This is a genomic window from Streptomyces marokkonensis (genome assembly GCF_039539045.1).
Classification (GTDB): domain Bacteria; phylum Actinomycetota; class Actinomycetes; order Streptomycetales; family Streptomycetaceae; genus Streptomyces; species Streptomyces marokkonensis.
In genome coordinates, this window is record NZ_BAABCQ010000200.1 from 1 (window position 1) to 13,079 (window position 13,079).

A 13,079-nucleotide genomic window follows, 5' to 3' on the forward strand; every position below is an offset into this window, starting at 1 on the left:
GGTGCGAGAGGTCTGCGCGCGGGTCGAGGACGACGGTGTCCACCCGTACCTGGTCGTACGTGGTGGTCACTGCGGACCGGCGCGCCTGCTGCCAATAATCATGGCGAACGAGAGCACGGGGGCAGTCTGGCACAGTCTGTCCCCGTGCTCACCGTGCGTCTCAGAATGCGAGCGGTGGATGTTCAGTCCGAGCGGCGGTCGAACCCGTCGGACGCGCCGTTCGTATCGGCCTCGACCCGGGAAGACCGCCGCGAGCGGGGGCCTGCGGACACCGGATGCCTCAGGCCAGGCGGTGCATCCAGCCGTGCTTGTCCTCGGCCGTACCACGCTGGATGTCCAGCAGCGCACCGCGCAGGCGCTGCGTCACCTCGCCGGGCTCTCCCCCGCTCTGCTGCCACTGGGCACCGGCGCGCTTCACCGTGCCGACCGGCGTGATCACCGCCGCCGTACCGCAGGCGAAGACCTCGGTGAGGGTGCCGTTCTCCGAGTCGCGCTGCCACTGCTCGACGGATACCCGGCCTTCCTCGGCCTCGTAACCGAGGTCGCGGGCGACGGTGAGGAGGGAGTCGCGGGTGACGCCCTCCAGGATGGAGCCGGTGAGGGCGGGGGTGATGATCTTGTCGCCGTAGACGAAGTACAGGTTCATGCCGCCCAGCTCCTCGACCCACTGGTGCTCGACCGCGTCGAGGTAGCAGACCTGGTCGCAGCCCTTGGCGGCGGCCTCCGCCTGGGCGAGGAGGGACGCCGCGTAGTTGCCGCCGGTCTTGGCGTCGCCCATGCCGCCGGGGACGGCGCGAACGCGGTCCTCGGAGACCCAGATGGAGACCGGCTTGACGCCGCCCGGGAAGTAGGCGCCGGCCGGGGAGGCGATGACGATGAAGAGGTACTCGTTGGCCGGCTTCACGCCCAGGCCGACCTCGGTCGCGATCATGAAGGGACGCAGGTAGAGGGACTCCTCACCACCGTGCGCCGGGACCCAGTTCCGGTCCTGGCGCACCAGGGCGTCGCACGCCTCGATGAAGGTCTCCTCCGGCAGCTCCGGCATGCCGAGGCGGCGTGCGGAGGCCTGGAAGCGCTGCGCGTTCTTCTCCGGGCGGAAGGTGGCGACGGATCCGTCGGGGCGGCGGTACGCCTTCAGCCCCTCGAAGATCTCCTGCGCGTAGTGCAGGACCGTGGTGGCCGGGTCGAGGGAGAGCGGGGCGTACGGAACCAGCTGACCGTCGTGCCAGCCGCGACCCTCGGTCCACTTGACCGTCACCATGTGGTCGGTGAAGTGGCGGCCGAACCCGGGGTTGGCCAGGATCGCCTGCCGCTCTGCGTCGGAGAGCGGGTTGGCGGAGGGCTTGAGCTCGATCGTGGGCGTCGTCATGGGTTGATGTCCTTCACCGGTTTTGGTTGTGACGGGCCGCTGTCACGCCCGTACGGCCGGTGGCCGGTGCTAGGACGTCCGAGCATTCCCTCATGTCGCGGCTTCGCGTTCGATTATCGCGCACGGACGGACGCTCGGACGGCGACGGATGAAGCGGGGTGAATGCGGCCCAGGGTTCGATGGTCGCACCTTGCGGACGCAGGAGAAAGCCGGCGGGGGCCTTGTTTCTCGGACCCGGCGGCTTCGAAAGGTTGGATTTCGAGTGCGCCGGGTCAGCCGGCCACTCGTACGGCGAGCGCGTCGCCGATCTCTGAGGTGGAGCGGGCGCTCTTGCCCGCGCGCTCGCCGAGGTCGGCGGAGACCGCGTCCTCGATCCGGGTCGCCTCGGCCTCGTGACCGAGGTGGCGCAGCAGCAGGGCGACGGACAGCACCGTGGCGGTGGGGTCGGCCTTGCCCTGGCCGGCGATGTCGGGCGCGGAACCGTGCACCGGCTCGAACATCGAGGGGAAGTCGCCGGACGGGTTGATGTTCCCGCTGGCGGCGACACCGATGCCGCCGGAGACGGCCGCGGCGAGGTCGGTGATGATGTCGCCGAAGAGGTTGTCGGTGACGATCACGTCGAAGCGCTCGGGCTGGGTGACGAGGTAGATCGTCGCCGCGTCGACGTGCATGTACTCGGTGGTGACGTCGGGGTACTCGGCGGCCACCCTGTTGAAGACATCCGTCCACAGGTGACCCGCGAAGGTCAGCACGTTGTTCTTGTGGATGAGCGCCAGCTTCTTGCGCGGGCGGGCCTGCGCGCGGGCGAAGGCGTCGCGGACCACGCGCTCGACCCCGAAGGCCGTGTTGACGGAGACCTCGGTGGCGACCTCGTACTCGGTGCCCTTGCGGATGGTGCCGCCGTTGCCCGTGTACGGGCCCTCGGTGCCCTCGCGGACGACGACGAAGTCGATCTCGGGCTGACCCGCGAGCGGGGTCGCGACACCGGGCAGGAGCTTGCTCGGCCGCAGGTTGACGTGGTGGTCGAAGGCAAAGCGGAGCTTCAGCAGGAAGCCGCGCTCCAGGACACCGGACGGCACCGACGGGTCGCCGATCGCGCCGAGCAGGATGGCGTCGTGCGCCTTGAGGGCGTCGAGGTCGGCGTCGGTGAGGGTCTCCCCGGTGGAGTGGTAGCGCCGGGCGCCGAAGTCGAACTCCTTGGTCTCCAGCTTCACATCCTGCGGAAGGACGGCGGAGAGGACCTTGAGACCTTCGGCCACGACCTCCTGGCCGATGCCGTCACCGGGAATCACTGCGAGATTGAGGCTGCGAGACATGACGGCACCCTACTCCTCGTCCCACGGGATGACATGCGGCGTCCGGCATGCGGACGCCCACGCGTCACCACGGATTCAGTGCCCGGTGGAGCCGCCGTTGTCCCGGCGGTCGAGGGCGCGCTGGAGGGCGGCGGCCGCGTTCTTGCGGTCGGAGTCGCTGGTACGGGGGAGGTGGCGGACTCGGCGGCGGACGGTCGTCTCGGCCATGGGAATCGTCTCCTTCGGCACGCGGGAGAGCGCGGAAAGCGAGTGGTACGGAGAGACGCCGGAAGGGGCGGGGAGCACGGTGCCGCAGGGGTTGCCTGCGCGGGGCCCGGCTCACGACCGCCATCCGCTCGGTCGAGCGGGACGTTCGGCTCCTACAAAGCTAAGGGAGCGCGGAGCGTCTGTCTCCACAATTACTCGGACTTCCTACTATCTGAGACAGTGCCACCGGTCACTCTGCTCTGACCTGCGAAAACGTCGGACGGGCCAGGTCGGGGGGAGACCTGGCCCGTCCGGGATCGGGTGGGTGTCAGCCCATGTGCGGGTACGCGTAGTCGGTCGGCGCGACCAGCGTCTCCTTGATGGCGCGGGTCAGGGTCCAGCGCATCAGGTTCTGCGGGGCGCCCGCCTTGTCGTTGGTACCGGAGGCACGGCCGCCGCCGAAGGGCTGCTGGCCGACCACGGCGCCGGTCGACTTGTCGTTGATGTAGAAGTTGCCGGCCGCGTAGCGCAGCTTCTCCATCGTGTACGCCGCCGCCGCGCGGTCGTTCGAGACGACCGAGCCGGTGAGCGCGTAGTCCGACACCGACTCCATCTGGGTCAGCATCTCGTCGTACGCGTCGGCCTTGCTGTCGTCGTACACGTGCACGGCGAGGAACGGGCCGAAGTACTCGGTGCGGAAGACCTCGTTCTCCGGGTCGGTGCACTCGACGACCGTCGGGCGGACGAAGTAGCCGACCGAGTCGTCGTAGGAGCCGCCCGCGACGATCGTGCAGGTCTCGTCGGCCTTGGCGCGGTCGATGGCGGCCTTGTTCTTGGCGAAGGACCGCTCGTCGATGACGGCGCCCATGAAGTTCGACAGGTCGGTGACGTCACCCATGGTGAGGTAGTCGACCTCGGCCGCGAACTCCTCCTTGAAGCCGTCGTTCCAGATGGACGCCGGGATGTACGCGCGGGAGGTGGCGCTGCACTTCTGGCCCTGGTACTCGAAGGCACCGCGGGTCAGGGCTGTCTTCAGCACGGCGCGGTCGGCGCTCGGGTGGGCGACCAGGAAGTCCTTGCCGCCGGTCTCGCCGACCAGACGCGGGTAGGTGCGGTACTTGGCGATGTTGTTGCCGACCGTCTTCCACAGGTGCTGGAAGGTCGGGGTCGAGCCGGTGAAGTGGATGCCCGCGAGGTCGCGGTGCTCGAGGGCGACCTCGGAGACCGCGATGCCGTCGCCGGTGACCAGGTTGATGACGCCCTTGGGCAGTCCGGCCTCCTCCAGCAGCTGCATGAGCAGCACGGCGGCGTGGGTCTGGGTCGGGGACGGCTTCCAGACCACCACGTTGCCCATGAGCGCGGGCGCGGTGGGCAGGTTGGCCGCGATCGCGCTGAAGTTGAACGGCGTGATCGCGTAGACGAAGCCCTCCAGCGGGCGGTGGTCCATGCGGTTCCACACGCCCGGGGAGTTGGCCGGGGGCTGCTCGGCCAGGATGTTGCGGGCGTAGTGGACGTTGAAGCGCCAGAAGTCGATCAGCTCGCAGGGGCTGTCGATCTCGGCCTGCTGGGCCGTCTTGGACTGGCCGAGCATGGTGGAGGCGGCGATGGTCTCGCGCCACGGGCCGGACAGCAGCTCGGCGGCGCGCAGGATGATCGCCGCGCGGTCGTCGAAGGACATCGCGCGCCATGCGGGGGCGGCGGCCAGGGCGGCGTCGATCGCGTCCTGGGCGTCCGCCTGCGTGGCGTTCGCGTACGTGCCCAGGCGGGACTTGTGGTTGTGCGGCTGCACGACGTCGAAGCGCTCGCCGCCGCCCATCCGCTTGACGCCACCGATGGTGCAGGGCAGGTCGACCGGGTTGTCGGCCAGCTCCGTGAGCTTGGCCTCCAGGCGAGCGCGCTCGGGCGAGCCGGGGGCGTAGCCGTGCACCGGCTCGTTGACGGGGGCGGGGACCTGGGTCACAGCGTCCATGAGCTACCTCTTCCGGGTGAATCCCTGGTCTCCGTCCTGGGGACCGAAGACCATGTGCGTATGTTGGGCGGTGGTCAGGGCTTGACCGTCACGAGTTCGCTGCGGCGACCCCGTGAGAAGCCTTTCGGGGCGGAGTCACGGTTTCCGTAACTCCTTTGTTCTTGTTCGTTCCGGAAACGGATCGGCCCAGCCGATCAGCGGGCGGTGGCTGCCGTTGCCTCGGTTACACCCTGGACGACGACAGCTGCCGCTCAGCCCTTGCTCACCATCGAGCGGGCGAAGAACCGGAGGTTGGCCGGCTTCTCCGCCAGACGGCGCATGAAGTAGCCGTACCAGTCGGTGCCGTAGGCGGTGTATACGCGCATGCGGTGGCCCTCGGCGGCGAGCCGCAGGTGCTCGTCGCCGCGGATGCCGTACAGCATCTGGAACTCGTACTCGTCGAGCTTGCGCCCGGCGGTGCGGGCCAGTTCCTGCGCGATGGAGATCAGGCGCGGGTCGTGGGACCCGATCATCGGGTATCCCTCGCCCTCCATCAGGGTGCGCAGGATGCGCACGTACGCCTTGTCGATCTCGTGGCGCTGCTGGTACGCGACCTCGGCGGGCTCCTTGTAGGCGCCCTTCACCAACCGTACGCGAGAGCCGTTGTCGGCGAGCCGGCGCGCGTCGGCCTCGGTGCGGAAGAGGTAGGCCTGGATGACACAGCCGGTCTGCGGGAAGTCCTTCCGCAGCTCGTCGTGGATGGCGAACATCGAGTCGAGGGTGGTGTGGTCCTCGGCGTCGAGCGTGACGGTGGTGCCGATCCCGGCGGCGGCCTCGACGACCGGGCGGACGTTCTTCAGGGCGAGCTCGTGGCCGCCGTCCAGCGCCTGGCCGAACATGGACAGCTTGACCGACATCTCGGCTCGGGCGCCGAGGCCGAGCGGCTCGAGCCGGTCGACCAGCTCCAGGTAGGCGTCGCGGGCGGCCTCGGCCTGCGCGGGGTTCGTGATGTCCTCGCCGACGACGTCCATCGTCAGTTCCAGGCCCTGGTCGGTGAGGTCCCGGACGATCGGCACGATCTCGTCGACCGTCTCGCCGGGGATGAACCGGTCGACGACCGGCTTGGTGACGGGCGCGGCGGAAACCAGCCGGCGCATCCGGTCGCTGCGCGACGCGGCGAGAATCACGGGACCCAGCACGGGGCACCTCCACTTACCAACCAACACGAGGCCGCTGCCCGACGAACGGGGAACGGCACGGAGAACCACCGTGAAATCTAAGGATCCCCCCGATCGTCGGCCATCGACAGCTGTCACGCATCCGTGCCACGGATCTCAGACAGATGTATGAACCGGGCGCGGAAATGCGGCAGAATGCCCGGGTGACGACGGATTCCAGGGGCGACTACCAGGAGCTGGTCGACGAGATCTCCGAGCTGCTGGGCGCGCCCGCGACCCTGGAGAACCGCGACTTCGAGCTGATCGCCTTCGGCGCGTACGACAGCGAGGGTGACCTCGACCCCTCGGCCCTGGACCCGGTGCGCACCCGCTCGATCCTGACCCGGCGCTCCACGGCGACGGTCCGGGCCTGGTTCGAGGGTTTCGGCATCACCCGCGCGAGGGGCCCGGTCCGCATTCCGCCGACGCCGGAGGCGGGGGTGTACCGGGGGCGCACGTGTCTGCCGGTACGGCACCGGGGCGTCGTCCTCGGCTATGTGTGGCTTCTGGACACGGAGCCCGGCCCGACGGAGCGGCAGCTGGCGGCGGCGATGGAGGTGACCGCCCGGATCGGTGCGCTGCTCGCGGACGAGGCGCAGCACGGCGCCGACCTGAGCCGGGAGCTGCGGGCGGTGCTGACCGCCGAGCGGGACTGGCAGCGGGACATGGCGGTGGCGGAACTGCGCACCGCCCTCGGCTCCCGCGTCGGCGCCCCGCACGCGGTGGTGTGCGTGGCGCCCTGGCCCTCGGCCGGCCCCGAGGACGCGCCCTCGGTCCGTACGGTGCCCGGGGCGACGGCGCTGTGCACGGTGCCGTGGGGGACCTCGGGCCAGTCGCTGGCGCTGCTGGTGCGGTTGCGCTCGGCGGACGTGCTGACTCCGGCGACGACGGCGGCGGGGCGTCTGCTGGAGCGGGCACGGGGCGCGGGCGGGGCAGGCGGAACAACCGGGGCCGCCGGCCTCCGGACGGGTGCGGCCTCCGGAGCGGCGGCCGGGGTGGCGGCGGGGGTGGCGGCGGGGGTCTCCGCGCCGCGCACCGGGCTGGCCGAGCTGGGGGCCGCCTGGCTGGAGGCGTCGGCGGCGGCCCGGGCGGCGCGCGCCGAGAGCCGGTTCGGGCCGGTCGCCGAGTGGACGTCCATCGGAGCGTTCCGCCTGCTGACCGCGCTGCCCGCGTGGTCCGCCCACGATCCCGCCGTACGGGCGCTGCTCACCCCCGCCCACCGTGAACTGGCCCGCACCGCCGAGGTCTATCTCGACTGCGCGGGCCAGGCCGGCCGCACGGCCGCCGAGCTGGGCGTCCACCGCCAGACGCTGTACTACCGGCTGTCCCGCGTCGAGCAGCTCACGGGCCTGGACCTGGACGACGGCGAGGACCGGCTGCTGCTGCACATGGCACTCAAGGCGTACCGCCTGTAGCGGTCTCCGCCACCTGACGCAGGCCGTCCGCCCGCGCCGACAGGCCGCGCACCTGCGGCAGCCGGTGCCGGACGGCGGGCCCGATGACGTCCGACCGTCCGGAGCGTCGGAAGCGCACACGGAAAACGCCGGGCAGGCCGACCGAGTCAGCCCGTCCGGCGTTCGAGGACGCACCCGTTCAGGGCGAACGGGAGCCCGGGGGCGATGCCCCCGGGTCAGGTCAGACCAGGTTCACCGACCGGGCCGACGTGGCCCCGATCTCCGCCGAGACCTCCGCCAGCACCCCGGCGGGCACCGTGTCGTCGACGGTCAGCACGGCCAGCGCCTCGCCGCCGACCGTCGCGCGGGCGACCTGCATGCCGGCGATGTTGATGCCGGCCTCGCCGATGACGCGGCCGACGGTGCCGACGACACCCGGACGGTCCTCGTAGCGCAGGACGACCATGTGGTCGGCGAGGGCGAGGTCAACGTCGTACTCGCCGACGGCGACGATCTTCTGGAGGTGCTTCGGACCGGCCAGCGTGCCGGAGACCGACACCTCCTCGCCGTCCGAGAGGGTGCCGCGCACCGTGACGACGTTGCGGTGCTCCGGCGACTCCGAGCTGGTGGTCAGCCGGACCTCGACGCCGCGCTCCTGGGCGAACAGCGGGGCGTTGACGTAGGACACGGTCTCGTCGACGACGTCCTCGAAGACGCCCTTGAGGGCGGAGAGTTCCAGCACCTTCACGTCGTGCTGAGTGATCTCGCCGTAGACCTCGACGTCGAGGCGGACGGCGACCTCACCGGCGAGCGCGGTGAAGATGCGGCCGAGGCGCTCGGCGAGCGGCAGGCCCGGCTTGACGTCCTCGGCGATGACGCCGCCCTGGACGTTCACCGCGTCGGGGACCAGCTCGCCGGCGAGGGCGAGGCGGACCGACTTGGCCACCGCGATGCCGGCCTTCTCCTGCGCCTCGTCGGTGGAGGCGCCGAGGTGCGGGGTGCAGACGACCTGGTCGAACTCGAACAGAGGCGAGTCGGTGCAGGGCTCCTTGGCGTACACGTCCAGACCGGCGCCGGCGACGCGGCCCTCCTTCAGCGCCGAGTACAGCGCGTCCTCGTCGACGATGCCGCCGCGCGCGGCGTTGACGATGCGGACGCTCGGCTTGACCTTGCGCAGCGCCTCGTCGCCGATCAGGCCGAGGGTCTCGGGGGTCTTGGGCAGGTGGACGGTGATGAAGTCGGAGACCTCGAGCAGTTCGTCCAGCGACAGGACCTTGACGCCCATCTGCGCGGCCCGGGCGGGCTGTACGTAGGGGTCGTAGGCGACGACCTTCATGCCGAAGGCCGACATGCGCTGTGCGACGAGGGCGCCGATGCGGCCCAGGCCCACGACGCCGAGGGTCTTCTCGGCCAGCTCGACGCCGGTGTACTTGCTGCGCTTCCACTCGCCGTTCTTGAGCGCGGCGTTGGCCTGCGGGATGTTGCGGGCGGTGGCGACGAGCAGACCGCAGGCCAGCTCGGCGGCGGTCACGATGTTGGAGGTCGGGGCGTTGACCACCATCACGCCGGCCTTGGTGGACGCGGCGACGTCCACGTTGTCCAGGCCGACACCGGCGCGGGCGACGACCTTGAGCTTCTTCGCGGCGGCGATGGCTTCGGCGTCGACCTTGGTCGCGGAGCGGACCAGGATCGCGTCCACGTCCGCGATGGCGGGGAGCAGTTCGGCCCGGTCCGCGCCGTTGCACCGGCGGATCTCGAAGTCGGGGCCGAGCGCGTCCACGGTCGCGGGCGACAGCTCTTCAGCGATGAGTACCGTAGCTTTTTGACTGGGGTACGAGCTCACGTGAGTCCTCACAGGTCCAATGCGGACGGCCGTCCCGACGGCCGCATGCGGTGGAGGTTGCTAGCCGCGTGGAAGACGCACGACGCTGTGGGCCCGACGCGTATGTTGTCAGCAGTCTAGTGGCGTGGCGGGGGTCGTCCTGCGCCTCTGCGGAAGGATCACCCGTCCGTGGCCGGACGGATGGGGCAACACCGCACTCACGGCGTTGTCCGGGGTTCGCCGAAGGGGCCGGAGCGGCTTGGCTCCGGCCCCTCGGGCGTGAGGCTTACGCCTCCTCGTCGACCCAGCTCATGAGCTTGCGCAGCTCCTTGCCGGTGGTCTCCAGCAGGTGCTCGGAGTCCTGCTGCTTGTACTCGTTGTACTTCTTCAGACCGCCGTGGTACTCGTCCATCCAGTTCTTGGCGAAGGTGCCGTCCTGGATCTCGGCGAGGACCTTCTTCATCTCGGCCTTGGTGGCGTCGGTGATGATCCGCGGGCCGGTGACGTAGTCGCCCCACTCGGCGGTCTCGGAGATCGACCAGCGCATCTTCTCCAGGCCGCCCTCGTACATGAGGTCCACGATCAGCTTCAGCTCGTGCAGGCACTCGAAGTAGGCGATCTCCGGCTGGTAACCGGCCTCGGTCAGGGTCTCGAAGCCCGCCTTGACCAGCGCGGCCGTACCACCGCACAGGACGGCCTGCTCACCGAAGAGGTCGGTCTCGGTCTCCTCGGTGAAGGTCGTCTTGATGACGCCGGCGCGGGTGCCGCCGATGCCCTTCGCGTACGACAGGGCCAGCTCGAAGCCGTTGCCCGTGGCGTCCTGCTCGACGGCGGCGATGCAGGGAACGCCGCGGCCCTCCTCGTACTGACGGCGCACCAGATGGCCCGGGCCCTTGGGGGCGACCATGCAGACGTCCACGCCGGCCGGGGGCTTGATGAAGCCGTAGCGGATGTTCAGGCCGTGGCCGAAGAACAGGGCGTCGCCGTCCTTCAGGTTGTCCTTGATGTGCTCCTCGTAGACCTGGGCCTGGATCGGGTCCGGGACGAGGATCATGATGACGTCGGCCTCGGTGGCGGCCTCGGCCGGGCTCACCACGCGCAGGCCCTGCTCCTCGGCCTTGGCCTTGGACTTGGAGCCCTCGTGCAGACCGACGCGCACGTCGACGCCGGAGTCGCGCAGCGACAGGGCGTGGGCGTGGCCCTGGCTGCCGTAACCGATGACCGCGACCTTGCGGCCCTGGATGATGGACAGGTCGGCGTCGGCGTCGTAGAACAGCTCGGCCACTGGGTTCTCTCCTTGTGTGCAGGTGTTGCGTCCCACCGTATGCCGGTGGGCGGACGGGAAGTCTCGGGGTCTCGGAATGCGGGCGGCCGAAACGCGCCGGCCGCCCGTTTCCGTCGTTATGCGGACCGGTCGAGTGCGCGCAGCGAGCGGTCCGTGATCGAACGGGCGCCGCGGCCGATGGCGATCGTGCCGGACTGGACGAGTTCCTTGATGCCGTACGGTTCCAGCATCTTGAGCATGGCGGACAGCTTGTCGCTGCTGCCGGTGGCCTCGATGGTGACGGCCTCCGGGGAGACGTCGACGGTCTTGGCGCGGAAGAGCTGGACGATCTCGACGATCTGGGAGCGCGTCTCGTTGTCGGCGCGCACCTTCACCAGGACGAGTTCGCGCTGGACGGCATGGGTGGGCTCCAGCTCGACGATCTTGAGCACGTTGACCAGCTTGTTGAGCTGCTTGGTGACCTGCTCCAGCGGGAACTCCTCGACGCTCACCACGATGGTGATGCGGGAGATGTCGGGGTGTTCGGTGACGCCGACGGCGAGCGAGTCGATGTTGAAGCCGCGGCGGGAGAACAGGGCGGCGATCCGGGCGAGGATGCCGGGCGTGTTCTCCACCAGGACGGAGAGCGTGTGCTTGGACATGATCTCTTCGGTCTCTCTCGCTCAGTCGTCTTCGTTGTCGCCGAAGTCGGGGCGGACGTCCCGGGCGGCCATGATCTCGTCGTTCGAGGTGCCGGCGGCGACCATCGGCCAGACCATGGCGTCCTCGTGGACGATGAAGTCGACGACGACGGGCCGGTCGTTGATGGAGTTCGCCTCCTCGATGACCTTGTCGAGGTCGGCCGGGTCCTCGCAGCGGATGGCGTAGCAGCCCATGGCCTCCGACAGCTTCACGAAGTCGGGGACGCGGGTGCCGGCGCTCGGCTGCCTGCCGTCGGCGTCGGGGCCGCTGTGCAGCACGGTGTTGGAGTACCGCTGGTTGTAGAACAGGGTCTGCCACTGGCGGACCATCCCGAGGGCGCCGTTGTTGATGATGGCGACCTTGATCGGGATGTTGTTCAGGGCGCAGGTGGTCAGTTCCTGGTTGGTCATCTGGAAGCAGCCGTCGCCGTCGATGGCCCAGACGGCCTGGCCGGGCATTCCGGCCTTGGCGCCCATGGCCGCCGGGACGGCGTAGCCCATGGTTCCGGCGCCGCCGGAGTTCAGCCAGGTGGCGGGCTGCTCGTACTGGACGAAGTGCGCGGCCCACATCTGGTGCTGGCCGACACCGGCCGCGAAGATCGTGCCCTCGGGCGCCAGTTGCCCGATGCGCTCGATGACCCGCTGCGGGGAGAGCGAACCGTCCCCGGGCTGGTCGTATCCGAGGGGGTAGGTGTCGCGCCAGCGGCTGAGGTCCTTCCACCAGGCGGTGTAGTCGCCCTTGCCGCCCTCGCTGTGCTCCTTCTGGACGGCCTGCACGAGGTCGGCGATGACCTCGCGGGCGTCGCCGACGATCGGCACGTCGGCGGCGCGGTTCTTGCCGATCTCGGCGGGGTCGATGTCGGCGTGGACGATCTTGGCGTACGGGGCGAAGCTGTCCAGCTTGCCGGTGACGCGGTCGTCGAAGCGGGCGCCGAGGGCGACGATCAGGTCGGCCTTCTGCAGCGCGGTGACGGCGGTGACCGCACCGTGCATGCCCGGCATTCCCACGTGCAGCGGGTGGCTGTCGGGGAACGCGCCCAGCGCCATCAGGGTGGTGGTGACGGGCGCTCCGGTGAGTTCGGCGAGGACCTTCAGCTCGGCGGTGGCCTGCGCCTTGAGCACGCCGCCGCCGACGTAGAGCACGGGGCGCTTCGCGGCGGTGATGAGCTTGGCGGCCTCGCGGATCTGCTTGGCGTGCGGCTTGGTGACCGGGCGGTAGCCGGGCAGGTCCATGACCGGCGGCCAGGAGAAGGTGGTCTTCTTCTGGAGGATGTCCTTGGGGATGTCGACCAGGACGGGTCCGGGACGGCCGGTGGAGGCGATGTGGAACGCCTGGGCGATCACCCGGGGGATGTCCTCGGCCTTGGTGACGAGGAAGCTGTGCTTGGTGATCGGCATGCTGATGCCGACGATGTCCGCTTCCTGGAAGGCGTCCGTGCCGATCGACGAGGACACCACCTGCCCGGTGATCGCGACCAGCGGCACGGAGTCCATGTGCGCGTCGGCGATCGGGGTGACCAGGTTGGTGGCGCCGGGGCCCGAGGTCGCCATGCAGACGCCCACCTTGCCGGTGGCCTGCGCGTAGCCGGTGGCCGCGTGGCCGGCGCCCTGCTCGTGGCGGACCAGGACGTGACGCACCTTGGTGGAGTCCATCAGCGGGTCGTACGCCGGAAGGATCGTGCCGCCGGGAATGCCGAATACCGTGTCGGCGCCGACCTCCTCGAGAGAGCGGATGAGGGACTGCGCACCCGTGACGTGCTCGGGGGCGGACTGTCCTCCGGATCGGGGCCGCGGCTGCGGGTGATGGGCCCCGGTGGCCTGCTCGGTCATCGGCATTCTCTTCTCGATGCTGAGGGTTTTTG

General features: G+C 70.0%; 10 protein-coding genes. 1 reads left to right on the forward strand and 9 read right to left on the reverse strand.

Annotated elements, in window-relative coordinates:
- Window positions 1–280: 280 nt before the first annotated feature.
- From ABEA26_RS31830 to ABEA26_RS31850, 5 genes are all read right to left on the reverse strand, one after another.
- Window positions 281–1,369: a branched-chain amino acid aminotransferase gene (locus tag ABEA26_RS31830; protein ID WP_345597013.1), complete on the reverse strand. Its 1,089-nt coding sequence runs from the start codon at window positions 1,367–1,369 to the stop codon at window positions 281–283.
- Between the two features lie 272 nt (window positions 1,370–1,641).
- A complete protein-coding gene (locus ABEA26_RS31835) occupies window positions 1,642–2,685 on the reverse strand; it encodes a 3-isopropylmalate dehydrogenase (protein WP_345597016.1) in 1,044 nt (347 codons plus the stop codon).
- Between the two features lie 75 nt (window positions 2,686–2,760).
- Entirely contained in the window at window positions 2,761–2,892 is a 132-nt protein-coding gene (locus ABEA26_RS31840; RefSeq protein WP_345597018.1) for a hypothetical protein, read from the reverse strand.
- A gap of 307 nt (window positions 2,893–3,199) precedes the next feature.
- Window positions 3,200–4,840 (reverse strand): L-glutamate gamma-semialdehyde dehydrogenase, encoded by a 1,641-nt coding sequence (pruA, locus tag ABEA26_RS31845; protein WP_345597020.1) that lies wholly within the window; start codon window positions 4,838–4,840, stop codon window positions 3,200–3,202.
- A 251-nt stretch (window positions 4,841–5,091) separates the two neighbouring features.
- Window positions 5,092–6,018 carry a proline dehydrogenase family protein gene (locus tag ABEA26_RS31850; RefSeq protein WP_345597022.1) on the reverse strand — a complete coding sequence of 309 codons (927 nt, stop codon included), beginning with the start codon at window positions 6,016–6,018 and terminating at the stop codon, window positions 5,092–5,094.
- 164 nt (window positions 6,019–6,182) lie between these two features.
- Between ABEA26_RS31850 and ABEA26_RS31855 the strand changes: the two genes are divergently transcribed.
- Window positions 6,183–7,451 carry a PucR family transcriptional regulator gene (locus tag ABEA26_RS31855; protein ID WP_345597024.1) on the forward strand — a complete coding sequence of 423 codons (1,269 nt, stop codon included), beginning with the start codon at window positions 6,183–6,185 and terminating at the stop codon, window positions 7,449–7,451.
- A 220-nt stretch (window positions 7,452–7,671) separates the two neighbouring features.
- Here ABEA26_RS31855 and serA read toward each other — a convergent pair whose 3' ends face one another.
- The 4 genes from serA to ABEA26_RS31875 form a co-directional block, all read right to left on the reverse strand.
- On the reverse strand, window positions 7,672–9,273 hold the full coding sequence (gene serA / locus ABEA26_RS31860; protein ID WP_345597025.1) for a phosphoglycerate dehydrogenase: 1,602 nt from the start codon (window positions 9,271–9,273) through the stop codon (window positions 7,672–7,674).
- A 265-nt stretch (window positions 9,274–9,538) separates the two neighbouring features.
- Window positions 9,539–10,537: a ketol-acid reductoisomerase gene (gene ilvC, locus ABEA26_RS31865; RefSeq protein WP_345597027.1), complete on the reverse strand. Its 999-nt coding sequence runs from the start codon at window positions 10,535–10,537 to the stop codon at window positions 9,539–9,541.
- Between the two features lie 116 nt (window positions 10,538–10,653).
- Window positions 10,654–11,178 carry an acetolactate synthase small subunit gene (ilvN, locus tag ABEA26_RS31870; protein WP_345597029.1) on the reverse strand — a complete coding sequence of 175 codons (525 nt, stop codon included), beginning with the start codon at window positions 11,176–11,178 and terminating at the stop codon, window positions 10,654–10,656.
- Window positions 11,179–11,199: 21 nt separating this feature from the next.
- Window positions 11,200–13,047, reverse strand: coding sequence for an acetolactate synthase large subunit (locus ABEA26_RS31875; RefSeq protein WP_345597031.1), 1,848 nt, complete (start codon window positions 13,045–13,047; stop codon window positions 11,200–11,202).
- Between the last annotated feature and the right edge of the window lie 32 nt (window positions 13,048–13,079).

Excerpts from the sequence above, each read along its gene's own strand:
- ilvN (WP_345597029.1), bottom strand. The coding sequence starts at position 11,178 with ATGTCCAAGCACACGCTCTCCGTCCTGGTGGAGAACACGCCCGGCATC.
- ABEA26_RS31835 (WP_345597016.1), bottom strand. The coding sequence starts at position 2,685 with ATGTCTCGCAGCCTCAATCTCGCAGTGATTCCCGGTGACGGCATCGGC.
- ABEA26_RS31840 (WP_345597018.1), bottom strand. The coding sequence starts at position 2,892 with ATGGCCGAGACGACCGTCCGCCGCCGAGTCCGCCACCTCCCCCGTACC.
- ABEA26_RS31855 (WP_345597024.1), top strand. The coding sequence starts at position 6,183 with ATGCGGCAGAATGCCCGGGTGACGACGGATTCCAGGGGCGACTACCAG.
- ABEA26_RS31830 (WP_345597013.1), bottom strand. The coding sequence starts at position 1,369 with ATGACGACGCCCACGATCGAGCTCAAGCCCTCCGCCAACCCGCTCTCC.
- ABEA26_RS31875 (WP_345597031.1), bottom strand. The coding sequence starts at position 13,047 with ATGACCGAGCAGGCCACCGGGGCCCATCACCCGCAGCCGCGGCCCCGA.
- pruA (WP_345597020.1), bottom strand. The coding sequence starts at position 4,840 with ATGGACGCTGTGACCCAGGTCCCCGCCCCCGTCAACGAGCCGGTGCAC.